Genomic DNA, 25,262 nt, shown 5'->3' on the forward strand with positions numbered 1-25,262 from the left:
AGGGTGGTCGCCATGACAAAGGGTGGTGATAGGAATGATTACCCTTTGTAAGCCTTTTCCTACAACACGTGGTGACTTTTCACCACTGTTCTCAGATTGGATCCAGGGTTATCTTTCTTCCATGGACGTTGCGCAGGAAGCGCATAGGACAGATCAAGGAAGACGACGAAGGATTTCCTGCCAGGATGGTGGGGCGATACGGATGTCACAGGGAAACAGTCTGAAGAACCCCGCCTCGGCGGGGTTTTTCTTGTGCGTCACGTTCAGCTCAGTGCATCCAGTGGCGAAGCCACCGGTCCGCGCAGGTTGGTTTCTTCTTCGAGCAGGCCACGCAGAAGCTCGATAGAGGCCTGTTGACGCTGAGCGTCACGAAACACCAGCCCTACCTTCAAGGGCACCCTGGGTTCACTCAATGGTTTCCACAGCAGCCCTTGCTGCGCCTGTTCGGCTTCCTTGGCACGGCCCGGCAGGATGGTCGCCAATGAGGTGTGTGACAGGCTGTCGAGAATGCCTGCCATGTTATTCATTTCTGCCTGAACCTGCGGGCGACGACCTTGGCTGGCCAGCTGGGCCTGCCAGATCTGGCGCATCTGGAACTCCTCGCCCAGCATCAGCATGGGCAATTCCGCCGCCTGGTGGATCGACACCTTCTTGAAGTCCTTGAGCGGGTGGGTCGCTGGGATGACCAACTGCAATTCGTCCTCGTACAACAACACGCCATGCAGCCCAGGTTGGCGCGCGGGCAAATAGCTGATGCCGATATCCAGCGTGCCACTGATCAGGCGCTTCTCGATTTCCAGACCCGACAACTCATAGATCTGCACCACCAGGTGCGGCTGGGCCTTGCGCAGTCGTTCCAGAAGCTGCGGTACCAGGCTTGGCCGAACCGTCTGCAAAACGCCGATCGCCAAGGTGCGCAGTGCCTGGCCTTTGAAGTTTCGCATCGCCTCGTGGGCCCTTTGCAGGCCGTCGAGCAGGGGCAGGGCATGATTGTACAAGGTGTGCGCCGCCAGTGTAGGCAGCAGGCGCTTGTTACTGCGCTCGAAGAGGCTCAGGTCCAGGCCATGCTCGAGTTGGCGAATCTGCTGGGACAGGGCCGGTTGAGATAATGACAGACGCTCGGCGGCGCGCCCGACATGGCCTTCTTCATAGACCGCGACGAAATAACGCAGTTGACGAAAATCCATAAGTTCTACTTATTGAAAATACTGCTAAATCGAAATGTCGGAATCGGCATTCGACGCCTAGTCTATCGCTGTATAACAACGGGTTACAGGCTTTGTGCGGACCCCACCGTTACCGCAGCCTGACTTCCTATTCATAGGTACGGCATTCATTTGAATCAAAGCCGTTCCAGCCCTGCCCATCATCCTAGCGTGCAGAACTTCGATGAATCTGTTCAACCTTCGCCGTCCAGCGCGTGCTGTCGGGATTGAAACATTGCATGAGCCAGCACGTGCTCGGCCTCGTCTCGATACAGCGGCGATGGGCTCACCTGTTTTCGTCAGAGGGCAAGGCGCCTGGCTTTGGGACGACCAAGGCCGCGCGTGCCTGGACTTCAATCAAGGCGACGGGGTCAACACGCTGGGGCACAGCCCAGAGCCCGTGGTGAAGGCGGTGGCGAGCCAGGCTCAAGCCTTGATCAACCCGGGCGTGGGGCGCTCGCATGAGGGCGTTCTGGCGTTGCGCGACCAGCTCTGCCAAGCAACCGGGAGTGACCGTGCCCTGCTTTTCGACAGCACGGCTCAGGCACATGAAGGTGCTGTGCGCCTGGCTCGCCAGTGGGGTGAGCGCCATCGCCACGGTGCTGGCCATATCATCGTTGCCCGCCAGGGCGGCGAAGCCGCGTATGGTGCGCCTGTGGCCAGCCGTGCAAGCCATTGCACACCCGAACACGCCCCTCTCAGCCATGTGCCGTTCAATGACCTGGCCGTACTGCACGCGGCCGTGGAGTCGCGCACGGTAGCCGTCGTGCTGGAACCGTTGCAAAGCCAGGGTGCAATCGTTGCTGCAACCGAGGAATACCTCAAGGGCGCTGAGGCCCTTTGCCGCGAGCTGGGCATTCTGCTGATCCTTGATGAAGCGCACACCGGCATGGGCCGCTGCGGTGCGTTGCTGGCCGAAAACCTGTACGGCGTGCATGCCGACATGGTGGTGCTAGGTGGCGGCCTGGGTGGAGGCGTTCCACTGGCCGCCTTGCTGGTACGCAGCAGCGCTGGCTGCACGCCGATGGCAGGCCTGCCGGATGCCTGGTACAGCAATGCGTTGACGGCCGCAGCAGGCCTGGCAGTCCTGAAAACGGTGCTGAGTGCGGGCTTCATCGAGCACGTGCAGGACACTGGCCGCCATCTACGCGAGGGACTTAGCCGCTTGGCGGGCCGCTTTGGCCAGGGCCAGGTCTGCGGGAGCGGGCTGCTGTGGACATTGCAGCTCAACGAGCCCCTGGCACGGGCGCTTGAGCGTGCAGCGTTGCAAGAGTGCCTGCTGGTCGGTGCGCCCCAGGCCGATGTACTGCGGCTCTCGCCGTCGCTTACCGTGACCCGCGGCAACGTCGACGAAATGCTGTTGCGCCTATCGCGCGCGTTCGCGCGACTGCACGCGGCCCAGGTCTCGGGGCGCAAGATGCCAGCCTAGTCCACCCACGTACAACCGAACCGTCTGGCGTTTCTGCGCACCGCCCTGGGTCTGTCACATTCGATCCAGGGCGTTTTTTTTGCCTGTGGAACCTCTGCAAGCGGCGGCGAGTCTGTGATGTAACCCCTTACGGAGAGACTCGCATGGACATTATTCGGATCATCATCGCAATCATTCTGCCGCCCTTGGGCGTGTTTCTGCAGGTGGGGTTTGGCGGAGCCTTCTGGCTGAACATCCTGCTGACCTTGCTTGGCTATATCCCAGGCATCGTGCACGCGGTGTACATCATCGCCAAGCGTTGAATTCCCTGCGGCTCACGGGTAGCCGTGAGCCGCAGGTTCAATGCTGCTCAAGCACCTTGCAGTAGAATCGCCATTCCTGTTCGAGCGCATGCTCAAGGTTACGGGCCTTGCGAAACCCGTGCCGCTCCCCCGCGTAGAAATGTGCCTGGGCCTCGATGCCATTGGCGTTGAGCGCTGCGAGCATGGCGCGGGTCTGCTCCGGCACCACGACCGCATCCAGTTCCCCTTGAAAGAACACCACCGGCACCTTGATTCGCTCGGCATGCAGGAGCGGCGTGCGCTGCCGGTAGCGCTCGGCATCCTGTTCCGGATCACCGATCAGCCAGTCCAGGTAGTCACCCTCGAACTTGTGCGTGGCACGCGCCAATGCAACCGGGTCGCTGACGCCATACAGGCTCGCGCCTGCCCGGAATACCTCCCTGAACGCCAGTGCGCAGAGGGCGGTGTAGCCGCCGGCACTGCCGCCACGGATGAACACTTTGGTCTTGTCGATCAGGCCATCGGCCGCCAGGCGCTCGACGGCTGAGCAAGCATCTTCCACATCGCTTTGCCCCCAACGCAAGTGCAACGCATGGCGGTACGCGCGGCCATAGCCGCTACTGCCGCGGTAGTTGAGGTCCGCAACGGCAAAACCTCGTTGCGTCCAGAACTGGATCCTCGGGTCGAGCACCGGATAGCAGGCCGAGGTCGGGCCACCATGAATGAAGACGATCAGCGGCGATGGCGTAGTGCTGCCTGCCGCCGGATAGAAAAAGCCATGGGCCAGCGCACTCCCGGTTCCGCAATGAAATGATTGGGGCATGCTGACCCGATGCGCCGGCAGTACCTCGGCGCCCCCAGCCAGTATGCTCACTTCGTGAGTGTCACGCGCAATCGCAATGACCGCCGCCGGGCTGATGGGCGAGGCGGCGATGGCATACACGCAGGTGGCGTCCATGGCCAGGTGCCGAAAGCGGGTGTAGGCGCTGGCGAACCGCTCAGTGCGACCATCGGGCGTGCGCAGACCCAGTTGTCCGAAACCTGCTTCGAACCAAGTGGCCAGGTAATGCTGTGGCCCGAGTGCCAGCCAGGTACTGGCGCCCAGTTGCCACGGCGCTGCGGCATGGTCGGCAGGCTCGCTTGCCAGCGCTTGCCAGCCGTCGTCACGCTCGCCCCACGGCTGCCAGAAACCATCGCGATCGGACAGGCAGTACAGGCGGTTGGCCTCATCGAATCGGGGCTGCTGCAGCGATTCATCGCCCGCGGCTACTGTTTGCGCTGGCCCCCATTGGCCGCTGGCCTCGCGACGGCAGGTCATGAGTCGCGTTACCGTCCACGGCTGCGCCGGGCGATCCCATTCGATCCAGGCCAGGCGCTCCCCGTCCGGGCTGACCGTGGGCGAAGCGTAGAAATCGGCGCCTTCGACTAGCACCTGACGTGTGCCCTCGGCCAAGGCCACCAGACGGTGCTCCACGGTTTCGCCATGGCGCTCCTCCACGGCCAGGGCCTGCCCGCCATGCCATTGCACATCGCCATAACGGCAGGCGGGGTCATGGGTAAGGGCGCGCGGCGGCGTATTGTCCAAAGGTTGGGTGTAAACCTGCTGGTCCTTTTCGTTGACGAACACCAGTCCGTCCCCGCCCAGGCAGAAACTGCCCCCGCCATATTCGTAGACACGGCTGCGTACACTGAAGCCGTCGGGGGTCAGGCAGCGTGCCTGGTGATGATGCCAGTGCCAAATGCGGCAAGCGTCGTCGGCAGGCCGAAACTCGACCCAGAACAGGCCGGCGTCACCGACCTTGAGTTCGGCGAAATCGGTGCCGGCGGCGACAGCCTGGGCGGCGGTGAACTCAGCCTCGGGCGATGACACGGGAGTTTCGTTCATTTCGGAAAGTCATCTGTTCTATGGCGAGGTCGGCGCTTTGCGCCTGCTCGCGGGCCTTCAGGATAAAGTCATGGTCGGGCGACTTGGCGCATACCGGGTCGGCATTGCTGGCATCACCGGTGAGCATGAAGGCTTGGCAGCGGCAGCCGCCAAAGTCCTTCTCCTTCTCATCGCAGGAGCGGCAGGGTTCCGGCATCCATTGGTAGCCACGGAAGCGGTTGAAACCGAACGACTCATACCAGATGTGTCGCAGGTCATGGTCGCGCACGTTGGGGAACTGCACCGGCAACTGACGGGCGCCATGGCACGGCAGCGCGGTGCCGTCGGGAGTGATGGTCAGGAACAGATTGCCCCAACCGTTCATGCAGGCCTTGGGCCGCTCCTCGTAGTAGTCCGGCGTGACGAAGATCAGCTTGCACGGGTTGCCTTCGGCTTTGAGCTTGTCGCGGTATTCATTGGTGATCCGCTCGGCCCGCTCCAGCTGATCACGGGTGGGCAGCAGCCCGACCCGGTTCAGGTGCGCCCATCCGTAGAACTGGCACGTGGCCAGTTCTACGAAATCCGCATCCAGTGCGATGCACAGCTCGATGATGCGGTCGATCTTGTCGATGTTGTGCCGATGGGTAACGAAGTTGAGCACCATGGGGTAACCGTGGGCCTTCACGGCGCGGGCCATTTCCAACTTTTGTGCGAACGCCTTTCGGGAGCCGGCCAGCAGGTTGTTCACTTGCTCGTCGCTGGCCTGAAAGCTGATCTGTATATGGTCCAGGCCGGCCTGCTTGAAGGCGGCGATGCGCGCCTCGGTCAAGCCGATACCGGAGGTGATCAGGTTGGTGTAGTACCCCAGCCGGCGGGCCTCGGCGATCAGCTCGGCGAGGTCCTGGCGAACCAGAGGTTCGCCCCCGGAGAACCCAATCTGCGCGGCGCCCATCTCGCGGGCCTGGGCCATGACCTTGAACCACTGCGCAGTGCTCAACTCCTGGCCCTGGGCTGCGAAATCCAGAGGGTTGGAGCAATAGGGGCATTGCAGCGGGCAACGATAGGTCAGCTCGGCCAGCAGCCACAGCGGCAGGCCGACTTCGGGCGTGGGCGGCAGCTCAGGCAAGCTCGATCCAGTGTTCGGCACGGGCCACCTCCATGAACTGCTCGATATCGTCGGCCACTTCCGGCACATCGGGGAATTGCTGCTGGAGTGCGTCGATGATGGCTGCCACATCGCGCTGACCGTCGATCAGCCCTCCGATCAGGCTGGCGCTTTCGTTGAGCTTGATCATGCCTTCAGGGTAGAGCAGCACATGGCCTTTCTGGGCAGGCTCGTACTGGAAGCGGTAACCCTGGCGCCACCTGGGCACTTGCTGACGATCGAAATTCATAGGGTGATCCCTTTATGCCATACCCGTTCCTGGGTAACGGAGTGATAAGGCGGCCGGTTCAGCTCGTAGGCCATGCTCATGGCATCGAGCATGCTCCACAGGATGTCCAGCTTGAACTGGAGGATTTCCAGCATCCGCTGCTGCCCAGCCCAGGTGGTGTAGTGCTGCAACGTAATGGCCAGGCCATGCTCAACGTCGCGGCGAGCCTGGCCAAGGCGCGTGCGGAAATACGCGTAGCCTGCCGGGTCGATCCAAGGGTAGTGCTGTGGCCAGCTGTCCAGGCGCGATTGGTGGATCTGCGGGGCGAAAAGCTCGGTCAGCGAGCTGCTGGCCGCTTCCTGCCAGCTGGCGCGACGGGCGAAATTGACGTAGGCGTCCACGGCAAAGCGCACCCCCGGCAATACCAGCTCCTGTGAGCGCAACTGCTCGGGGTCAAGACCAACCGCCTGGCCCAGTCGCAGCCAGGCTTCGATGCCGCCATCCTCACCAGGTGCGCCATCGTGGTCGAGCAAGCGCTGTATCCACTCCCGGCGCACCTCGCGATCCGGGCAGTTGGCCAGGATGGCGGCGTCCTTCATCGGGATGTTGACCTGGTAATAGAAGCGGTTGGCTACCCAACCCTGGATCTGTTCGCGGGTAGCACGGCCTTCATACATGGCCACATGGTAGGGGTGGTGAATGTGGTAGTAGGCGCCCTTGGCGCGCAGGGCCTGCTCGAACTCGGCAGGGGACATCGGCAGTGCATCGCTCATTCGGCTGGCTCCTGGAAGACTTGAGGTGGCGGGCAGGCCCGTTACAACTCGATGCTCATGCCGTCGAAGGCCACTTCCACACCGCGGCGCAGCACTTCGGCACGCTCGGGGGAGTCTTCGTCGAGAATCGGGTTGGTGTTGTTGATGTGGATGAGCACTTTGCGCTGGCGTGCAAAGCCGTCGAGCACCTCGAGCATGCCGCCGGCGCCGTTCTGGGCCAGGTGGCCCATTTCACGGCCGGTGCGCGTGCCCACACCGCGGCGCTGCATTTCGTCGTCTTCCCACAAGGTGCCATCGACCAGCAGACAGTCGGCGCCTTGCATCATCTCCAGCAGTTGCTCGTCCACCTGGCCAAGGCCGGGCGCATAGAACAGCTTGCCACCGGTGCGGGTGTCCTCGACCAGCAGGCCGAGGTTATCGCCTGGGTGCGGGTCGAAACGGTGTGGCGAATAAGGCGGCGCCGCACTGCGCAGCGGGAAAGGGGTGAACCGCAGGTTGGGGCAGGCCTGGATGACGAAACTGCCCTCAAGCTCGATACGGTTCCATTGCAGGCCGCCGTTCCAGTGGCTGAGCATGGTGAACAGCGGAAAGCCGGTGGTCAGGTCCTGATGGACCATGTCGGTGCACCACACCGGATGCGGGCAACCTTCGCGCAGGCTGAGCAGGCCAGTGGTGTGGTCGATCTGGCTGTCCAGCAGGATGATGGCGTCTATGCCGGTGTCGCGCAGACCCCGGGCAGGCTGCATGGGCGCGAAGGCCTGAAGCTGTGCGCGAATGTCTGGCGAAGCGTTGCACAATACCCAATGCACACCGTCGTCGGACAGGGCGATGGATGACTGGGTGCGGGCAGTGGCCCGCAGGGTACCGTCCCTGAAGCCCTTGCAATTGACGCAGTTGCAGTTCCACTGCGGAAATCCGCCACCGGCGGCCGAGCCGAGAACCTGGATATACATGGGTGCTCTCTATGCTGTGCGGAAAGTCATGCCTGAAAAACGAAAACGCCCCGGCAGGCCGAGGCGTCGTACCCTAAGCCGTGCTTAGCGGTTGGCGAAGTACATGGTGACTTCGAAGCCGATACGCAGGTCAGTGTATGCAGGTTTGGTCCACATGGGATTACTCCTTCCGAATGGGTTTGAGGAACGCTTGACTACTACTTGGGTACCGCCATAGGCAGGAGGTTCCCTGAATCAGGGTTGCGCTATCTTACAAGAAAACCGTTCATCCGAAGACTGTGTATCAGGAAAGTAGCGTTGCACCAGGTGCAATAATCTCGCGCTGCTTGGCCTGAAAGTCAGGTGGCGCGGCAGCGGTGGCCAGACAGATCCAGGGCGCCTGCCCATTGAGCAATGCGTCCTGCAGCCTGTCCAGATCATGCTGCCGCACGTTGAGGATAGCCCTGCGTACGCCATCCAGCGTCCAGGGTTGTGTAGCCAGGTGTGTCTGCCAGGCCCACTCCACGACCTCGGCGTTGCTCATCACCGCTTCATCGAACTGATCGGCCAGCAGTTGCTGCGAGGAAAGATCGAGCGTGACGCGCTCGCGCAACAAGGTGACCACCTGTTCCAGGATCATGGCCGGGCTGGCGTGGGGCGATTGCACGCCGATCATCAGCCCGTGCACGCCCTCCACCTGGCGCATGGCGCTGAACACCGCATAGCCCAGTTGCAGTTCGACCCGCAAACGTTGATAGACAGGGCCTTGAAGCAGGTGAGCCAGCAGCCTGCCCGCTGCCTCCATGCCCGCTGGCAGAGGGTAGAACAACAGCAGGGCATGCTCGCTGCCGTACCCGTCCACCGTGTGCCAACGACGGGCGGGCGGTGGGACGGGAACAGGCGCGCGGCCATGGCCAGGCAGGCCTTGCAGGACGGCTGCCAGTGCCCGCTGTGTATCTGTATCGAAACCCACAGCCAACCCATGCCAGGTGGCCTGTTGCCAGAGCCTGTCGAGTTGGGCCTGGCTTTGCCGTGACACGGTCACCGCCTGCACCTCGAGGCCTGCCACGGCGTTTGGCAACTGCTCGAGCAGTGCCCTGATGGGCATGGGCTCACTGGGTGGCACTGTGCGGTCAGCCCAGCAGTCGGCCGGCGGGGCCTTCAACAATGGCAGGGCAATCCCCATGGCGGTGACCACGGCCGAAGCTACGCCTGCGCAGCGCAGCGCCCATCCCTGGCCGGCCCTGGCGAAACTCAGCTGTACCGAAGCGCGTTCGCAGCGCGCTTTGAGTGGGGCCAGGGCTTGATCCAGAACGGCATGCAGTGATTCCTTCAAAGCAAGGGGTACCTGCCAACGCACAAGCAGGGCTGCGTGCTGACGCGTGGCAGGCAAGGCGTCGCTGATGCTCAGTCCACCGGGTAAGGACCACTCACCGGTCTCAGGCAACGGTGTGTGCAGCAACGGCTCGCTCACAGGGAGCTGCCAGCGACCCTGGTCCGAATGGGGCAGGCTCGCCAGAAGCGCAGCAAAAGCGCGCTGGCCCTGTGTGTCGAGCGCGGTAAAGGGAAGCCCTGCGCTGTCCCTGCGTGCCAGCTCCATGGCGCTGGCGCTGTGCTCACGACGCCTTTGCAAACGCCCGAATTCTCGATTGAGCTGCGCCAAGTCCGCGTTCTGCATGTATCCGAACCAGCCGTGAAGCAGGGCCATGGCCTGCCCAACAGCCACACCGGTGCCTGGCGTCAGGTCGATGTGCCAGAGCAATTGCCCGGCGAAGGCGTAGAGCGTTTCAACCTTGATGGCCTGCAACCCGCAGTGCTGGCGCGCGGCAGCGAGCCACATACCGGGCCGGCTGTCGTTCAGGCAACTGATCAGCAGCGCTAGGGCATGCTCTGCGCCGGCCGGCATCTGGTCATGAGCGAACAGTTGCGGGTTGCAGCTTGTGCCCAATGGGGGTGGAGGGCGCTGCAGCTCGCGCGTGCCGCTGGCGAACAGTTGTGCGGGGGGCACGGCCAACTGTTCCAGTTCATCCAGGGACTGAGGGCCGCTCACCGCCAGCACCATTTGGCCACCCTGGTAATAGCGTCGGTGAAAGTCCCTCAGTGCTTGCTGGAAGGCGGGGTCTTGCAGCGGTAAGGTGTAACGGTTACCGGCCTGGAAGGCGCGCAACGGATGACACGGCGCGACGGATTGCAGCAAGGCATGATGCGCCTGGGCCTGACGACTGCGCGACCAGGCGATGAATTCGGCGTGGATCACTTCGCGCTCGTCGCGTTGGCGGGCGATGGCCAGGTCCGGCTCGGCCAGCATCTGGCACAGCCGCATCAAACCGCCCGCCAAGGCTGTGGGTGGGGTTTCGAAGAAGAAGTCCGTCGTCCGCTCGCGGGTGCTTGCATTGACCTGGCCGCCGAGCGCCTGCACGTAGCGCATCAGGCCATTTTCGAGGGGATAACGCGTTGTACCCAGAAAGAACAGGTGCTCGAGAAAATGCGCCAGCCCAGGCCACTTGGCAGGGGCGTCGTGGCCGCCCGCGTGCACCCTGAGCGCCGCCGCGGCGCGCTTGAGACGAGGGGCGTGGCGCAGGGTGAGCTGCAGGCCGTTGGCAAGGGTGAGCTGGCGGATGGTGTCAGGCATGGAGGCTCCGTATGGTCCGACCATGCTAGCCTGCAAGCGCTGCGCTGTCAGTGATCCTGCCCAGGCGTTCGTCCGTGCAAGGCCTGACGCAGGTCGGTGAGGTAGGGGAATGCTCGACGGCCTTGCACCACGGCTTGCTGTTCCAGCTCGGCCAGCAGCAGGCATTCTTCATGGCCTGCCATGCCCAACACGCCGCCATCCGGGCCGACGATGCTGCTTTGTCCGCAATAGTCGATGGCGTCTTCCGTGCCGCAGTAGTTGGCATACACCAGGTAACACTGGTTTTCCTGGGCCCGGGCCCGCACCGTCACCTGGCAAACGAAGTCGTAAGGCTTCATGTTGGCCGTAGGGACCAGGATGAGCTCGGCGCCGGCCAAGGCCAGCCGACGGGCATTTTCCGGGAACTCGATGTCGTAGCAGATCAGCAGGCCGACTTTCCAGCCGTCCAGCTCGACGACCGGAAAATGATCCGGCCCCTGCGTGAACATCGTGCGATCAAGCTCACCGAACAGATGCGTCTTGCGGTAGTTGCCCAGGGTGCGGCCATCGGCAGCGATCAGTTGCGCGCTGTTGAAAACGGCACCGTTTGGGTCGCGTTCCGGGTAACCGTAGGCGATGGCGATACCGTAGGTCTGCGCTGTCTGCATGATGTGCTGCGCTGACGGGCCATCGCAGGCTTCGGCCAGTTGCTGCACCTGGGCCGAGCCGATGTTGTAGCCGGTCAGAAACATTTCCGGGCAAACCAACAGTGACGCGCCCTGGCCGGCCGCCAACTGCGCCTGGTCGCGCAGCCGCTGCAGGTTGCCGGGCACATCCAGCGGGCCAGGCAGCGCTTGGAACAAGGCTATGCGCATGACAGCTCCTGGGTCAGTCGGCCAGCGCGATCGGGCCGATCTCGTCGAACACATCGCCTGGCCCCGGATTCTCGGGGTGGGTATGCCCGCCGAAGTGATTGATGATACCCCACACCGCATTGAGCGACGTCTGCACGGCGCCCTCCACCCAGGCAGGCGTCCAGGACACGTCGTCGCCGGCAATGAAGATGCCGCGCTGCTCGGCGGGCATGTCCTTTTGCATGAAGTGGGCATACATGCGTTGGTTGTAGCGGTAATGACCGGGCAGAGCGCCTTTGAAGGCGCCGAGGAAATATGGGTCCGCTTCCCACGACACCGTGATCGGATCGCCAATGATGTGGCCGGCGATGTCGGTCTTCGGATAGATCTTCTTCAGCGCGTCCAAGGCCAGCTGCACGCGTTTCTCGACCGGGTGTGGCAGCATTTTCAAGGCATCGCTCATCCAGGCATAGGACAGGCAGATGACCCCCGGCTTGTCGTCGCCGTTATCGAACAGGTACGTGCCGCGGGTCAGGCGGTCGGTCAGGGTCATGCTCAGCAGGTCGCGGCCGGTTTCCGGGTCCTTGTCCTTCCAGAACGGCCTGTCGACCATGACGAAGGTTTTCGACGACTGCATGTAGCGGGTGCGGTCCAGTGCCATCCACATTTTCTGGGAGAACAGCGATTCTTCGCAGTCGATCTGGGTGGTCAGCAACCACGTCTGGCAGGTGGCGAGCACGGCGCCGTACTGGCGGGTATCACCCCAGTTGTCGGTGACGGCCAGGCGGCCATCGGCAGCGCGCTGGATCCGCTTGACCCCGGTGCGGGGTGCGCCGCCATGCAGGGACCGCAAGCTGGTGCCCTCGGGCCAATGAGCGCAGCGCTCGGGCCGATGACGCCAGATACCTTGCGGTACCTGCTCCACGCCGCCCACGATCAGATGCTGATGATCATCGCAGTTGGTCATGACCACCCGGAAGATTTCCAGCATCGAGTTGGGGAAGTCAGAGTCCCAACCGCCTGTGCCGAAGCCTACCTGGCCGAACACTTCGCGGTGCAGGAAGCTGAGCTTGGCGAACGAGCGCGAGGTGGCGACGAAGTCGTAGAACGTGCGGTCGTCCCACAGCGGTACGAGTTTGTTCCACAGCGCCTTGAGGCGTGGTACATCGCGATCACGGATCGCTTGCTGGATATCGGCGAATTGCGCACCGCTTTCCAGCGCGTCAGCCCAGGCGTCGGCCACTTCATGAAACAACTGGGGAAGATCGGCAGGGGTTTCGGCGTAGTAGGTCTGGCCTTCGAGGTCGATCACCGTGCTGCTGGAGGCCGAGCTCAACGGGTTAGGGAAGGGCTTGGTCTGCAACCCTAGCTTGTCCACGTAGTGATAGAACGCCGTGGACGAGACCGGAAAGCGCATGCCACCCAACTCGGCGACGATGCCATCGGTGCCATTGAAGGCTTGCGAGCGCAGCCGGCCACCCAGTTTCGAGGCTTCGTATACCACTGGCTTGAGCCCCAGTTTCATGAGCTCGTAGGCGGCCACCAAGCCGGCGATTCCGGCGCCGATGATCGCGACTTCCTCGCCGTGACGTTGAGCCGGAATCGTGCCCAGGCCTGCCGGATGCTCCAGCCAGTCATCGAAGGCGAATGGAAAATCCGGGCCGAAAATGGTGATGGGTTTCTTGCCGTCGTCAGGGTGCCGGTTGTTCTTGTTCATTGAAGGACCTTGCCAGAGCGGCTGCGCGATGTGCTGAGCCTGAGTATAGGAGACGTCTGGCGGTCATTTTAGAGAGGGGGCGTTTCGTTATTAAGAAGCAGAATGAGGTCGAAATGTCTCAGGGTTGGTCATAGTGACGTGTCAGGTGAGCACTTTGACGATTTCGGCTTCATGAGCATTGGTTTCAAAGCGCCTGACCGCGATCCACCTTGCTGCTGAGGATGATCGACGTGGTGGTTTTTTCGACGCCCTCGACGTTGCCGATCCGGTCCAGCAACTGGTCCAGTTGTTCCGGTGACTCCGTGTGCAGCCAGGCCACGTAGTCGAACTCGCCGCTCACTGCGCACAACTGCCGCACAGCGGCCATCGCGCTTAGTCGTTTGACGACCTCTTTGCCCGAGCGTGGCTGCACCTTGATGCCCACATACGCTTGTAGCCCACCGCCCATCACCTGCTGCCCCAAGCGCACGCCATAACCGGAAATCACCTTGTTCTTCTCCAACCGCTCAAGCCGTGAGTTAACCGTGGTGCGAGCGATGCCCAACTGGCGCGCGAGCATGGCTACGCTTTCGCGGGCATTGATCTGCAACAGGGCGATCAGCTGGCGGTCGATTTCATCCAGGGCGAACGGGCGAGGGTCTGGCATGGCGTGGCTCGGCGAGCGAAAGGGGGGGAGGTAGCCTAGCTAGGCTGGGTGGGTGGGGGCAAGGAGGATTGCCCCGCTGCGCTCAGACGTTCATTGAGGCTCACTGGGCTATTTGGTAACGCGTACTGCGGCCGCCACCGGGCAGGCGTTCGATGCAGCCTTTTTCCAGAAGATCACTGAGGTGGCGAGTAGCAGTGGCTTTGGAAACTTTCGCTACGGCTTGGTACTGCGCTGCGCTGATACCTTGCTCGAAGCCGCGCTCGCCACCGTCGAGCAGACGGTTGAGTACTTTTACCTGCTCTGCGGATAACCCCTGGCCGCGGTGCGCCTGCCAGAATCGCGCCTTTGCCAGTACTCGATCAATACGTACGAGAGCCTTTTCCAGGCTGTTGAGCAAGGTGGTCAGAAACCAATACAGCCAACGGGTGATGTCCAGTCCACTTTTCTGACTGGCTTCCAGGATGCGGTAATAACCGGCGCGGTCGTCGAGAATGCTCGCGGACATCGCATAGAAACGGATGGCTTGTCGTTCACCTTGCGCCAACGCCAAGTCGGTGAGGGCGCGGGTAAGGCGGCCGTTACCGTCATCGAACGGGTGCAGGGTAACGAACCAAAGATGCGCGATACCCGCACGCAAGAAAGGGTTCAGGTTGGCATCGCGGCGACTGCGCTCGAACCAGACGAGAAAATCCGCCACTTGTGTTTCCAGGCCAGTTCGCGCAGGTGCTTCGAAGTGGACCGTCGGGCGGTGGAGCCGACCGGAAACCACCTGCATGGGCTCATCGCCGCGCAATGTGCCGATATGCAGAGGTCTTGACATCAGCGGGTCATCGCTTGGAAACAACCAGCGGTGCCAAATGAAGAGCCGTTCTGTGTCTAGCGTTTGTTCATACCCCTGAGTGGCATCGAGCAGCAATGCTGCCAGGCCTTCTGATCGCGGTGTGGCTGATTGGCTTTCCTCGTTCAACCCTAAGCGCTGCGCCAGCGATGAGCGCACGGAACCAACATTCAGTTGCTCGCCCTCGATGGCGGAAGAGGTGATTATGTTCTGCAGCATGGCATCCAGGCTGCTCTGCACTTCAGTGTCGTGCCCTGCGGCATCGAGCATCCCCAACAGACGGCCCTGCGCCTGACTGCAGGCGTGCAGCAGTGGGGCGAGTGTTTCAGTTTGCCAAGTAAACCCTGGCCAACCGGGCTGCTGCCAGATCCATTGCGGGTCATTCATAGGTTACGTTCACGTGAGCCGATTAGCGAGCCTATTCGGCTCATTAAATGAGCCGATAATGCCGCCTATTCGGCTCACTGTCCAATGCATAGCAGGGAACATAGTGGCCTCAAGGGCGGTTTCAACACGGGCATCGGGCCCATGACGTGATATGAAATGCAAAAAAGCCGCACAGTTGCGCGGCTTCGGAGAAGGTGGTTCGAACCTGCCCAGCAGAGCCTTTACCTTGTTGGCTTTTCTATACGCCCTTAACATGGCAGACCCTCGCAAGGCAGGAAACACCATGTGGTTCACGAATAAAAAAACGCTCAGTGCCGAGCAGGCGACTGCGCTCAATGACCAGGGCTGGGCGGCGTTCCGAGCACAGGATCTGGACGCTGCGCAGCAGTGCTTCGAGAACCTTGCCAAGGCGTGTCCCGACGACCCGCGCTGGATGAATGGCGTTGGCGCGGTGAGCCTGGCACGTGATGATCGCGCCAATGCTCATCGACACTTCCAGAGGGCCGCCGACCGTGATTATCCCGGCAGCCACTACAACCTGGGCATCATGGCCTACCAAGACGGTGATCACGACGTTGCCCGCCGACACTTCCAGAGGGCTGCCGAGCACGACTATCCGGGCAGCCACTACAACCTTGGCAGCATGGCCTTCCAGGAGGGTGACCACGACACCGCCCGCCAATACTTCCAGAAAGCCACCGAGTACGACTGTGTCCGTAGCCACTTCTACCTGGGCAGCATGGCCTACCAGGATGGCGATCACGATGCTGCCGTCGAACACCTCAACAAGGCTGTGCGCCACGATCATCCGGAGGCGTTGAACTTGCTGGGTGACGTCCATCTGCATGCAGAGCGTTATCCGCAGGCTGAGCAGGCCTACCGGCGCGCGGCCGAGTTGGGCAATGTCGACGGCTACAACAATCTTGGCCTTCTTTACTTGCAGCTCGAAGACTATCAACAGGCCAAGCAGGCGTTGTTGCAGGCCTTGGAGTCCGACCACGTCTACGCCCAGCACAACCTGGCTGTGGCCTATCACCGACTGGGCGAGCTCGAGGCGGCCGAGCGCTGGTACCTGATTTCCTTCTCAGAGCACGGCAACCTGCAGTCGCTGGAGAACCTTGGGCATGTCTATAGTGACAGTGGGCGTGAGGTCGAGGGCCAGGCGCTGGTCGCGGCCTCCGACAAGCTCTACGAGGATCAACCGCTCAACGATTACGAGCAGGCGTTAATCGACCGGTTGCTGGCCTGAGCCACGGTGACCTTGCCGCTAGCGCCGCCGACCCAGAAAGCCGAAAGCCGCGCAGTGCGCGGCTTTGAATATGGTGGGCCCACACGGACTCGAACCGTGGACCAAAGGATTATGAGTCCTCTGCTCTAACCAACTGAGCTATAGGCCCTCAGTAGGAGGCGCGATTATAACGAGGGTTTCGCACCTGTGCCATCCGAAAGATCCGTTAGTGCTATACGAAGAAATTGCGCAGCGAATTCCTCCGGCAGCAAGGGCAGGCTGACGATGTAGCCCTGGATCTGCTCGCAGCCTTCGGTAGCCAGAAATCGCTGCTGGGCCTGGTTCTCGACGCCTTCGGCAATGATGGTCAGCTGCATGCTGCGGCCCAGCGCGATGATGGCGCGGGCGATAGCGGCATCGTGGGGGTCGTCGGGCAGGCCGCGGATGAAGGATTTGTCGATCTTGAGGATGTCCAGCGGCAGCCGCTTGAGGTAGCTCAACGACGAATAACCGGTGCCAAAATCGTCGATCGCCAGTTGCACGCCCAATTTCTTCAACTGGTGCAGAACCGCGAGGGCTTCTTCGGCTTGGCTCATGATGAAGTTTTCGGTGATCTCCAGCTGTAGATCGCCGGCCTTGAGTTGGTGTTGCTTGAGCAGTGCCTCGATGCGCCGTGCCAGGTTGGGTTGGCGAAGCTGCGCGCCGGCCAGGTTGATCGACAGCGGGCCAAAGGGTTCGTAACGCTGTTTCCAGACTTGCATCTGGCGGCAGGCCTGTTCCAGTACCCAATCGCCCAGTTGCAGGATAGTGCCGTTTTCCTCTGCCAGGTGGATGAAATGCTCCGGTGGCACTTCGCCAAATGTCGGGTGGCTCCAGCGGATCAAGGCTTCGGCACCGACCAGGGTCTGGGTTTGCAGGCTGAGCTTGGGCTGGAAGCACAGGCTCATCTCGTTGCGTTCGATGGCCCGGCGCAGTTCGTGCTCCAGGGCAACACGCTCACTGGCCTGGGCGGTAAGGTCGCGGGTATAGACTTCCACCCGGTTGCGCCCCTTGGCCTTGGAGCGGTACATGGCGGCATCGGCGTTGCGGATGAGCGTGGCGACATCGCTGCCGTCGTGTGGGTAGAGGCTTATGCCGATGCTGGCGCTGGTGAAGAACTCATGCTCGCCGGCCTGGAAGGGGGCGTTGAAACACGCCAGCAGCTTGTTGGCGATGGTGCTCGCGTCACTGGGCTTGTGCAGGCCAGGCAGCAGGATGATGAATTCGTCGCCCCCCAGGCGCGCCACGGTGTCCACGTCGCGCACCTGCTCTTTGAGGCGCTGTGCGATGCCCTTGAGCAGCAGGTCGCCTACCGGATGGCCGAGGCTGTCGTTGATGTGCTTGAAACGGTCCAGGTCCAGGAACAGCACGGCGCCTTGGCGATTGGACAGTTGTCCACAGGTCAGCACGGCTTGGAGCCGATTTTCGAACAGGGTACGGTTGGGCAGGCCAGTAAGGGGGTCGTGATGTGCCTGGTAGTCCAGCTCGGCTTGTGCGTGCTTGATGCTGGAGATGTCGGCGAACACCGCCACGAAGTGCGTGATCTCGCGCTCGGCATTGCGCACGGCACTGATGGTCAGCCAGCTAGGGTACAGCTCGCCGTTCTTGCGTTTGTTGTAGATCTCGCCCTGCCAGTGCCCTTCATCGGTCAGTTGATGCCACAGGGCAGCGTAGAAGGCGCTGTCATGCTGGCCCGAGGCGAGCAGGCGGGGGGTCTGGCCCAGCGCTTCGATCTCGCTGTAGCCGGTGATCTCGCTGAAGGCACGGTTCACCGCACTGATGCGCTGGTCGATGTCGGTGATCAGCACGCCCTCGGCCGTGTTTTCGAACACTGTGGCGGCCAGTTGCAGTTTTTCCTGCATCAGGTGGCGCTCGGTAATGTCCCGGGCGATGGTCAACATACAGTCGGTGCCGGCGATTGGCAGCGGGCGCGCAGACAATTCGCACAGGCGAATCTGCCCGTCGCTACGGCGGATATGGCAGGTGAAGTCGCGTACGAAGCCTTCTCGGTTGAGCTGGTCGAGCAGACGCTTGCGTTCATTGAGGTCTACCCAGATGCCAAGGTCCAGCGACGTCTGGTCCAGGGTCGGGTGCAGGGCGTAGCCGGTCAGGCGGCAAAACCCGTCGTTGACCTCCAGCAGCAAGCCATCGTGCTGACGGGACAGCAACAGGCCGTCTGGTGAGGCATGAAACGCCTTGGCGAACTTTTCTTCGGAAATCTGCAGTTGTTGCTGGGTTTCCTTGAGCTGGCTGATGTCCCGTACGGCGACCACCAGCGCAGGTGTGCCGTCGAGTTCGAAGGTTTCAGCAGACGTAAGCCCTGTAAACACCTGGCCGTTGCTGCGCCTGAAGCTCATTTCCAGGTTGCGGATGCCGCCCAGGTGCAGGCGCTCCAGCAAGCGAGGGCCTGAACCCTCGACTGCCCATAGATTGAGCTCGGTCGCCGTCCGGCCGATGACCTGGCCAGGCGTCAGGCCTATCTGCTCCTCGAACGCTTCGTTGACCTCCAGCAAGCAGCCGTCGCTGTGGCGGGCGATCAGCAAGATGTCCGGGCACTGCTGGAACACCGAGGCAAACTTCTGCTCGGACAGACGCAGCGCATCTTCGGTGCGCTTGGTTTCACTGATGTCGATCATCAGGCCGCGCATGACGGGCTGGTGACCATGCTTGATCATGCTGACGATGTTGCGCACCCACAACGCTTGGCCATCGGCACGAATCACCCGGTAATCCAGGCTGTGGTCGCGCCCGGCGGCAGTTTCGCTTTCGCAGTAGGCCTGGGCCCATAACGCATCGTCAGGGTGCACGATGCTGCGCCAGAAACCGGGCTTTAGCCAATTGCTCAGGGGGTAACCGAGCAAAGCTTCGGCATGGGGCGATACATAGCTGTACGTGAAATCGTTCACGTCCGCTTCCCAGGCGATGGCTGAAAGGCTCTCGACCAGACCACGGTAATGGTACTCGCTGCTGCGCAGCTCCTGTTCCAGTGCGATGCGCCGGGAGATTTCGGAGCTCAGGCGCCGGTTGATACGCATGACCGTGGCCAGCACCAGTACCAGCAACAATACGGTGGGTACGCCGTACACCACCAGATCGGACCAGAACATGCGGGCAGTGCCGTGCTGTGCGGAGGCTTGCGGGGAGTCGGGTTGCGCCGTGGTTGGGCTGGGCATCGCCACGGCGACGTACTCGGCGACCGAACTTGGCTGTTGCACTTGCGCAACGCCCGTCGTGGTCCACAGGCTCAGGGTCACCAGCAGGATTGCCGGCATCAGGGGCATAGCGGCCTCTCGCATTCAAATGGTCTGAGTCGAGTGTAGACGGCCAATCACCTCTGGGATGGGTGTCAGGGAGGTTTTTTCAGGCTTAACAGGGCCTTGGAGACGGATGGCCAGTGGTGTGCGAAGCCTAGAAAAAACCCCGGCCTGGGCCGGGGTTAGTCATCACTCGTCGAGGAAGGAGCGCAGGTGCTCGCTTCGAGTCGGGTGACGCAGCTTGCGCAGCGCCTTCGCCTCGATCTGACGGATCCGCTCGCGGGTCACGTCGAACTGCTTACCCACTTCTTCAAGGGTGTGATCGGTGTTCATGTCGATGCCGAAGCGCATGCGCAGGACCTTGGCTTCACGTGCCGTGAGGCCCGACAGGACATCGCGGGTCGCTTCCTTGAGGCTCTCGACCGTGGCCACGTCGATCGGGGACTGCATGGTCGAGTCCTCGATGAAGTCACCCAGGTGCGAATCTTCATCGTCACCGATCGGGGTTTCCATGGAGATCGGCTCTTTGGCGATCTTCAATACCTTGCGGATCTTGTCCTCAGGCATTTCCATGCGCTCGCCCAACTCTTCCGGGGTCGGCTCACGACCCATTTCCTGCAGCATCTGCCGGGAAATGCGGTTGAGCTTGTTGATCGTTTCGATCATGTGCACCGGAATACGAATGGTGCGTGCCTGGTCGGCGATGGAGCGAGTGATCGCCTGACGAATCCACCAGGTGGCATAGGTCGAGAACTTGTAACCGCGACGGTATTCGAACTTGTCCACAGCCTTCATCAAGCCGATGTTGCCTTCCTGGATCAGGTCCAGGAACTGCAAGCCACGGTTGGTGTACTTCTTGGCGATGGAGATCACCAGACGCAGGTTCGCCTCGACCATTTCTTTCTTGGCGCGGCGAGCCTTGGCTTCGCCAATCGACATGCGACGGTTGATTTCCTTGATTTCGGAAACGGTCAGGCCGGTTTCGGTCTCAAGGTCGATCAGTTTCTGCTGGCACGCAACGATAGCTGCGTCCTTTTCACCCAAGGCCGCAGCCCATTTGGTGTTGCGCTTGGCAAGGTCACCGCTCCAGGTCTGGTCGGTTTCGTTGCTCGGGAACATGCGCAGGAAGTCGGCACGCGGCATGCGGGCATCACGCACGCACAGCTGCATGATGGCGCGCTCTTGCTGACGCAGGCGGCTCAGTGCGCCGCGAACGCGCTCGACCAGCACTTCGAACTGCTTGGGTACCAGCTTGATCGGCATGAACAGATCGGCCAGTGCCTGCAGGGCAGCAATGCTTTCCTTGTGATCACGGCCGTTCTTCTTCAGGACCTTGTTGGTGGCCTGAAGCTGATCGGATACCGCGCCGAAGCGTTGGGCCGCAACGACAGGGTCCGGACCGCTTTCGGTCTCTTCTTCGTCGTCACTGTCGGACTCTTCTTCCTCGTCCTCGGACTCTTCCTTCGCAGCGGCAGTCTTGGCGCCTGGAATCGGCACTTCCTCTGTCGGTGCTGCGATGTTGTCATCGGGATCGATGTAACCACTGAGGACGTCCGACAGACGGCCACCTTCGGTGGTGACGCGGTCGTACTCGCCGAGAATGTAATCGACAGTGCCCGGGAAGTGGGCGATGGCGCCCATGACTTCACGAATGCCTTCCTCGATCCGCTTGGCGATTTCGATCTCGCCTTCACGGGTCAGCAGCTCGACCGTGCCCATTTCACGCATGTACATGCGTACCGGGTCGGTCGTGCGGCCGATATCGGTCTCAACTGCCGCCAACGCAGCAGCGGCTTCTTCGGCCGCGGCTTCGTCGGTGTCGGCTTCCGCCAACAGAAGGGCATCCGCATCCGGAGCACTCTCGAATACGTTGATCCCCATGTCGTTGATCATGCGGATGATGTCTTCCACCTGTTCAGGATCTGAAATATCCTCAGGCAGGTGGTCGTTGACCTCCGCGTAAGTCAGGTAGCCCTGCTCACGACCGCGGGTGATCAACTCTTTGATACGAGACTGCTGTTGCGCTTTTCCGGACATAACACCCTATCCACTGAAGGTCTTGGCGGGCAAAAAACAAGCCGAGGATTATACCCGAGCATGGACCTCACGCGCCAGATGAGGTCGGGTTTTGTGCGGGAACATTCCGGCTCAACAAGGCGAGAAGCTGGGTTTTTTCCTCGCTGGTCAATTCGCTTTGACGGGATTTCCTGAGCAGTTGTTCCAGGCTTCGCTCACGTTGGCGAGCGGACAAGCTAGTAATGGTGTCGAAAAACTGTTGTTCAAGGTTGTCGGCCACGATCAACCATTCCTTCTCCGCCAAGGCCCGCAGCAGGCGACCTTGTTCGGTGCCATGCCAGCGTGCGATCAGCTGCATTGAGCTTAGCCCAGGATTTTTCTGTGCAGCTTCGATCAATGCCACCAGCAGTTGGCTGTAGAGCTGTTCTTCGTCGGCAAAATGGCTGGCGTCCTCCACCTTGCCGGCCAACAGCGGATGGTGCAGCAGCGTACGCAGCGCCGCCAGCGTAGGCGGTTCGACCGGTGCCGGCACGCGGGGCGGGGGCTCGTCACGCTGCCACGGCTTGCCGCCCTTGCGATGCTTGTCCCAGGGTTTGTCGCTCCAGGCTTTCTTGCCGCCGGCCTTTTTTGGCGTCCAGGCTTGTTCCTGATGGGCGCCAGCATAATCGGGCTGCGGCATGTCGCCGTAATCAGGCGTGTAGCTGACCATGGCGTCGTAGTCATAGCCTGGATCGTAGTCTGCGCTGGGCGCCGCGGGGGCCTGCTGGGCCAGTTGCTCGACCTGCTGCGGATCGAGCCCGGTGATGTCCCGCAGGCGGTTGCGCATCAGCTGACGCAGGTTGGCGCCCGGAATTTTTTCGATCAACGGTGCAGCCAGGGTCGCCATGTGCGCCTTGCCCTCGAGCGAGCGAGGGTCTGCCTCGATGCTCAACTGCTCGAAGAAGTAATCGGCCAGCGGTTGGGCGTGCTGATTGATGCGGGCCATGAAGGCGTCGGTGCCTTCGGCGCGGACCAGGCTGTCCGGGTCTTCGCCTTCGGGCAGGAACAGAAAGCGCGCGCGACGGCCGTCCTGCAAGTTCGACAGGGCGGACTCCAGCGCCCGCCAGGCCGCCTTGCGCCCGGCCTGGTCGCCGTCGAAGCAGAACAGTACGCTCGGGACCACGCGAAACAGGCGCTTGAGGTGCTCTTCGCTGGTGGCAGTGCCCAGGGTGGCCACGGCGTTGCGCAAGCCCTGCTGGGCCAGGGCAATCACGTCCATGTAGCCCTCGACCACGATGATTTCGTCGAGGTTGCGGTTGTGCTTGCGGGCCTCGTACAGCCCGTACAGCTCCTGGCCCTTGTGGAACACGGGCGTTTCAGGGGAGTTCAGGTACTTGGGCTTGTCGTCGCCTAGCACCCTGCCGCCGAAGGCGATGATACGGCCACGGCTGTCACGAATCGGGAACATCACCCGATCGCGGAAGCGGTCATAGCGTTTACCGGTTTCGGCATTCTCGATCAGCAGGCCGGCATCGATCATGACCTTCTGCTGCAGCGTGTCGGCACCCAGGTGCTTGAGCAGGTTGTCCCAGCCCGGCGGCGCGAAACCCAGGCCAAAATCCCGCGCCACTTCGCCGGATAAGCCGCGGCCCTTGAGGTATTCCACCGCCGCCTTGCGGGTCGGGTGACTGCGCAGGGCCTGGCGGTAGAACTCCGAGGCGGCGTCCAGCAGCGGATACAACGGGGAATCGGTCGGCTGGCGCGGTTTCTGGTCGCGCCGGCCTTGCTCGCGCGGGACTTCCATGCCTGCCGCGCGTGCCAGTTCCTCGACGGCCTGGGGAAAATCCAGGTTGTCGTGGTCCATGACGAAGCCAAGGGCATTGCCACCGGCGCCGCAACCAAAGCAGTAATAGAACTGCTTGTCGGGGCTCACGGTGAAGGACGGGGTCTTTTCCTTGTGGAACGGGCAGCAGGCAGAATAATTCTTGCCGGTTTTTTTCAGTTGGACACGGGAACTGACCACGTCGACGATGTCGAGGCGGTTGATGAGGTCGTCAATGAAACTCTGGGGAATCAGCCCGGCCATGGCAGTCTCGTCAATCTGGCAACTGGCAAGTCTAATCGCTCACGCGCCGAATGCAGCGGGTGATGCTTGAAGCTATGCGGGGAATAAGTGCTCGTCGCCGGCCCATAAGGCCCGTCAGTCGGACGTGCACGCCTGGCCTACAGCACAATGACCAGTTCTGACGTTTCAGGCAGGTTGCCCGCATGCACGGTGCTTGAACAGGTGCATGGAGCCTTGAGCACGTTGCTCAAGTTTGAAACGACCACTGCCATCGCCCGGCGGTTAACCGGGCAGGGCAGAAGCTTTGCGATGAACGTCTGTATTAGTACAGACGAACGGCGCGGCGCTGTTCGCGCTGAACTTTCTTGGCGTGACGTTTGACAGCGGCAGCTGCCTTACGCTTACGCTCTGCGGTCGGCTTCTCGTAAAACTCGCGGCTACGAACTTCAGCCAGTACACCGGCTTTTTCGCAGGAGCGCTTGAAACGACGCAGAGCTACGTCGAAGGGTTCGTTCTCTTTAACTTTGACGGCTGGCATCCAGGGCTACCTTAATTCATTACCGGGGTAGACGCGCTCCTGGCAAAACAAAGGTGTGCTGGAGAACGTCGGTTTTCAAGGGTTGCGGATGTTAACCCTTAGCAAGCCGGAATGCAAAGCCTCTGATCGAAAACCGCTGGTCGGCACCTTGCACGGGGACTATCATGCGCGCCTTCGAATTCAGCCCCCACAAGGGACGAGCCCATGCTAGTACTGGGATTGGAAACATCCTGCGACGAAACCGGCGTCGCATTATACGACAGTGAGCGGGGCCTGCTGGCCGATGCGCTGTTCAGTCAGATCGACCTGCACCGCGTATTTGGCGGCGTGGTGCCCGAGCTCGCATCGCGCGACCACGTCAAGCGCATGCTGCCGCTGATCCGCCAGGTGCTGGACGAAGCGGGCTGCGTGGCCACCGAAATCGACGCCATCGCCTATACCGCAGGCCCCGGGCTGGTCGGCGCACTCCTGGTCGGTGCCTCCTGCGCCCAGGCCCTGGCCTTTGCCTGGGATATCCCGGCCATCGGTGTACACCACATGGAGGGCCACCTGCTGGCGCCCATGCTGGAAGAAAACCCGCCGGCGTTTCCGTTCGTCGCCTTGTTGGTTTCCGGCGGTCATACCCAGCTGGTGCGCGTCGATGGCATCGGTCAATACGAGTTGCTCGGCGAGAGCCTGGACGATGCGGCCGGCGAGGCGTTCGACAAGACCGCCAAGCTCATTGGGCTGAACTACCCCGGTGGGCCGGAAATTGCCCGGCTTGCCGAGCGCGGCACGCCGGGCCGGTTCGTGTTCCCACGACCGATGACCGATCGGCCAGGCCTGGCAATGAGTTTCAGTGGCTTGAAAACCTTTGCCCTCAATACCTGGCAGCAGTGCCGGGAGGCTGGCGACGACAACGAACAAACCCGTTGCGACGTGTCCCTGGCGTTCCAGCAGGCGGTGGTAGAGACTCTGACCATCAAGTGCAAGCGGGCGCTCAAGCAGACGGGCCTCAAGCGGTTGGTCATCGCCGGGGGGGTCAGCGCCAACAAGGCCCTGCGCGCTTCGTTGGAAGACATGCTCGGCAACCTCAAGGGCAATGTCTATTACGCCCGTCCGCAGTTCTGCACCGACAACGGAGCCATGATCGCCTATGCCGGCTGCCAGCGACTGCTGGTGGGGCAGCAGCAGGACCTGGCGATCAGTGTGCAGGCGCGCTGGCCGATGGAGCAGCTGCCGCCCCTGTAGGGC

19 protein-coding genes, 1 tRNA gene and 1 pseudogene are annotated in these 25,262 nt (G+C 61.8%); 4 read left to right on the plus strand and 17 right to left on the minus strand.

From position 1 onward, the window contains the following. Positions 1-263 precede the first annotated feature (263 nt). Entirely contained in the window at positions 264-1,187 is a 924-nt protein-coding gene (locus B2Y33_RS18745; RefSeq protein WP_028686632.1) for a LysR family transcriptional regulator, read from the minus strand. 202 nt (positions 1,188-1,389) lie between these two features. Here B2Y33_RS18745 and B2Y33_RS18750 point away from each other — a divergent pair, with 202 nt between their 5' ends. Then, positions 1,390-2,634 carry an aminotransferase class III-fold pyridoxal phosphate-dependent enzyme gene (locus B2Y33_RS18750; protein ID WP_059183580.1) on the plus strand — a complete coding sequence of 415 codons (1,245 nt, stop codon included), beginning with the start codon at positions 1,390-1,392 and terminating at the stop codon, positions 2,632-2,634. A 143-nt stretch (positions 2,635-2,777) separates the two neighbouring features. Next, positions 2,778-2,936 carry a YqaE/Pmp3 family membrane protein gene (locus tag B2Y33_RS18755; RefSeq protein ID WP_012316587.1) on the plus strand — a complete coding sequence of 53 codons (159 nt, stop codon included), beginning with the start codon at positions 2,778-2,780 and terminating at the stop codon, positions 2,934-2,936. Between the two features lie 37 nt (positions 2,937-2,973). Here the strand turns inward: B2Y33_RS18755 and B2Y33_RS18760 are convergent, their stop codons facing one another. From B2Y33_RS18760 to B2Y33_RS18810, 11 genes are all read right to left on the minus strand, one after another. After that, complete coding sequence (locus B2Y33_RS18760; protein WP_088522863.1) at positions 2,974-4,800, minus strand: S9 family peptidase; 1,827 nt, start codon at positions 4,798-4,800, stop codon at positions 2,974-2,976. Next, entirely contained in the window at positions 4,766-5,926 is a 1,161-nt protein-coding gene (pqqE, locus tag B2Y33_RS18765; RefSeq protein WP_206405136.1) for a pyrroloquinoline quinone biosynthesis protein PqqE, read from the minus strand. Before pqqE ends, B2Y33_RS18760 begins: the two co-directional genes overlap by 35 nt. After that, positions 5,898-6,173 carry a pyrroloquinoline quinone biosynthesis peptide chaperone PqqD gene (gene pqqD / locus B2Y33_RS18770; RefSeq protein ID WP_023532357.1) on the minus strand — a complete coding sequence of 92 codons (276 nt, stop codon included), beginning with the start codon at positions 6,171-6,173 and terminating at the stop codon, positions 5,898-5,900. The genes pqqE and pqqD overlap by 29 nt, the downstream gene beginning before the upstream one ends. Further along, a complete protein-coding gene (gene pqqC, locus B2Y33_RS18775) occupies positions 6,170-6,925 on the minus strand; it encodes a pyrroloquinoline-quinone synthase PqqC (RefSeq protein WP_023532576.1) in 756 nt (251 codons plus the stop codon). Before pqqC ends, pqqD begins: the two co-directional genes overlap by 4 nt. A 41-nt stretch (positions 6,926-6,966) precedes the next feature. Then, positions 6,967-7,878, minus strand: coding sequence for a pyrroloquinoline quinone biosynthesis protein PqqB (pqqB, locus tag B2Y33_RS18780; RefSeq protein ID WP_027913610.1), 912 nt, complete (start codon positions 7,876-7,878; stop codon positions 6,967-6,969). A gap of 84 nt (positions 7,879-7,962) precedes the next feature. Beyond that, positions 7,963-8,034 carry a pyrroloquinoline quinone precursor peptide PqqA gene (gene pqqA / locus B2Y33_RS18785; protein ID WP_003243383.1) on the minus strand — a complete coding sequence of 24 codons (72 nt, stop codon included), beginning with the start codon at positions 8,032-8,034 and terminating at the stop codon, positions 7,963-7,965. Between the two features lie 127 nt (positions 8,035-8,161). Then, positions 8,162-10,489 (minus strand): pyrroloquinoline quinone biosynthesis protein PqqF, encoded by a 2,328-nt coding sequence (gene pqqF, locus B2Y33_RS18790; protein WP_206405141.1) that lies wholly within the window; start codon positions 10,487-10,489, stop codon positions 8,162-8,164. 47 nt (positions 10,490-10,536) lie between these two features. Further along, a complete protein-coding gene (locus B2Y33_RS18795; protein ID WP_027913611.1) occupies positions 10,537-11,343 on the minus strand; it encodes a carbon-nitrogen hydrolase family protein in 807 nt (268 codons plus the stop codon). Positions 11,344-11,356: 13 nt separating this feature from the next. Next, a complete protein-coding gene (locus B2Y33_RS18800) occupies positions 11,357-13,039 on the minus strand; it encodes a flavin monoamine oxidase family protein (protein WP_027913612.1) in 1,683 nt (560 codons plus the stop codon). A gap of 184 nt (positions 13,040-13,223) precedes the next feature. Further along, a complete protein-coding gene (locus B2Y33_RS18805) occupies positions 13,224-13,685 on the minus strand; it encodes an Lrp/AsnC family transcriptional regulator (RefSeq protein ID WP_027913613.1) in 462 nt (153 codons plus the stop codon). A gap of 100 nt (positions 13,686-13,785) precedes the next feature. Then, a complete protein-coding gene (locus B2Y33_RS18810; RefSeq protein ID WP_140174975.1) occupies positions 13,786-14,910 on the minus strand; it encodes a Fic family protein in 1,125 nt (374 codons plus the stop codon). Positions 14,911-15,193: 283 nt separating this feature from the next. Between B2Y33_RS18810 and B2Y33_RS18815 the strand changes: the two genes are divergently transcribed. Beyond that, positions 15,194-16,159: a tetratricopeptide repeat protein gene (locus B2Y33_RS18815; protein WP_206405143.1), complete on the plus strand. Its 966-nt coding sequence runs from the start codon at positions 15,194-15,196 to the stop codon at positions 16,157-16,159. 71 nt (positions 16,160-16,230) lie between these two features. Here the strand turns inward: B2Y33_RS18815 and B2Y33_RS18820 are convergent. The 5 genes and pseudogenes from B2Y33_RS18820 to rpsU form a co-directional block, all read right to left on the minus strand. After that, a tRNA-Ile gene (locus tag B2Y33_RS18820) sits at positions 16,231-16,307 on the minus strand. Positions 16,308-16,323: 16 nt separating this feature from the next. Continuing rightward, a pseudogene (locus B2Y33_RS18825) lies at positions 16,324-19,287 on the minus strand (EAL domain-containing protein); the annotation flags it as partial. Positions 19,288-19,620: 333 nt separating this feature from the next. Beyond that, positions 19,621-21,468 carry an RNA polymerase sigma factor RpoD gene (gene rpoD, locus B2Y33_RS18830; RefSeq protein ID WP_027913617.1) on the minus strand — a complete coding sequence of 616 codons (1,848 nt, stop codon included), beginning with the start codon at positions 21,466-21,468 and terminating at the stop codon, positions 19,621-19,623. A gap of 67 nt (positions 21,469-21,535) precedes the next feature. Continuing rightward, complete coding sequence (gene dnaG, locus B2Y33_RS18835; protein WP_023532591.1) at positions 21,536-23,512, minus strand: DNA primase; 1,977 nt, start codon at positions 23,510-23,512, stop codon at positions 21,536-21,538. A gap of 301 nt (positions 23,513-23,813) precedes the next feature. Beyond that, positions 23,814-24,029 (minus strand): 30S ribosomal protein S21, encoded by a 216-nt coding sequence (rpsU, locus tag B2Y33_RS18840; RefSeq protein ID WP_003255575.1) that lies wholly within the window; start codon positions 24,027-24,029, stop codon positions 23,814-23,816. Positions 24,030-24,233: 204 nt separating this feature from the next. Here rpsU and tsaD point away from each other — a divergent pair, with 204 nt between their 5' ends. Beyond that, positions 24,234-25,259 carry a tRNA (adenosine(37)-N6)-threonylcarbamoyltransferase complex transferase subunit TsaD gene (gene tsaD / locus B2Y33_RS18845; protein WP_027913619.1) on the plus strand — a complete coding sequence of 342 codons (1,026 nt, stop codon included), beginning with the start codon at positions 24,234-24,236 and terminating at the stop codon, positions 25,257-25,259. The last annotated feature ends 3 nt before the right edge of the window (positions 25,260-25,262 follow it).

The sequence above is a fragment of the Pseudomonas sp. UBA5666 genome, assembly GCF_002420785.1.
Taxonomy (GTDB): domain Bacteria; phylum Pseudomonadota; class Gammaproteobacteria; order Pseudomonadales; family Pseudomonadaceae; genus Aquipseudomonas; species Aquipseudomonas fulva.

What these genes read in the sequence shown, in the direction of transcription:
- B2Y33_RS18745 (WP_028686632.1), bottom strand. Translation starts at nt 1,187, where the DNA reads ATGGATTTTCGTCAACTGCGTTATTTCGTCGCGGTCTATGAAGAAGGC.
- B2Y33_RS18750 (WP_059183580.1), top strand. Translation starts at nt 1,390, where the DNA reads ATGAATCTGTTCAACCTTCGCCGTCCAGCGCGTGCTGTCGGGATTGAA.
- B2Y33_RS18755 (WP_012316587.1), top strand. Translation starts at nt 2,778, where the DNA reads ATGGACATTATTCGGATCATCATCGCAATCATTCTGCCGCCCTTGGGC.
- B2Y33_RS18760 (WP_088522863.1), bottom strand. Translation starts at nt 4,800, where the DNA reads ATGAACGAAACTCCCGTGTCATCGCCCGAGGCTGAGTTCACCGCCGCC.
- pqqD (WP_023532357.1), bottom strand. Translation starts at nt 6,173, where the DNA reads ATGAATTTCGATCGTCAGCAAGTGCCCAGGTGGCGCCAGGGTTACCGC.
- pqqC (WP_023532576.1), bottom strand. Translation starts at nt 6,925, where the DNA reads ATGAGCGATGCACTGCCGATGTCCCCTGCCGAGTTCGAGCAGGCCCTG.
- pqqB (WP_027913610.1), bottom strand. Translation starts at nt 7,878, where the DNA reads ATGTATATCCAGGTTCTCGGCTCGGCCGCCGGTGGCGGATTTCCGCAG.
- pqqF (WP_206405141.1), bottom strand. Translation starts at nt 10,489, where the DNA reads ATGCCTGACACCATCCGCCAGCTCACCCTTGCCAACGGCCTGCAGCTC.
- B2Y33_RS18795 (WP_027913611.1), bottom strand. Translation starts at nt 11,343, where the DNA reads ATGCGCATAGCCTTGTTCCAAGCGCTGCCTGGCCCGCTGGATGTGCCC.
- B2Y33_RS18800 (WP_027913612.1), bottom strand. Translation starts at nt 13,039, where the DNA reads ATGAACAAGAACAACCGGCACCCTGACGACGGCAAGAAACCCATCACC.
- B2Y33_RS18805 (WP_027913613.1), bottom strand. Translation starts at nt 13,685, where the DNA reads ATGCCAGACCCTCGCCCGTTCGCCCTGGATGAAATCGACCGCCAGCTG.
- B2Y33_RS18810 (WP_140174975.1), bottom strand. Translation starts at nt 14,910, where the DNA reads ATGAATGACCCGCAATGGATCTGGCAGCAGCCCGGTTGGCCAGGGTTT.
- B2Y33_RS18815 (WP_206405143.1), top strand. Translation starts at nt 15,194, where the DNA reads ATGTGGTTCACGAATAAAAAAACGCTCAGTGCCGAGCAGGCGACTGCG.
- rpoD (WP_027913617.1), bottom strand. Translation starts at nt 21,468, where the DNA reads ATGTCCGGAAAAGCGCAACAGCAGTCTCGTATCAAAGAGTTGATCACC.
- dnaG (WP_023532591.1), bottom strand. Translation starts at nt 23,512, where the DNA reads ATGGCCGGGCTGATTCCCCAGAGTTTCATTGACGACCTCATCAACCGC.
- rpsU (WP_003255575.1), bottom strand. Translation starts at nt 24,029, where the DNA reads ATGCCAGCCGTCAAAGTTAAAGAGAACGAACCCTTCGACGTAGCTCTG.
- tsaD (WP_027913619.1), top strand. Translation starts at nt 24,234, where the DNA reads ATGCTAGTACTGGGATTGGAAACATCCTGCGACGAAACCGGCGTCGCA.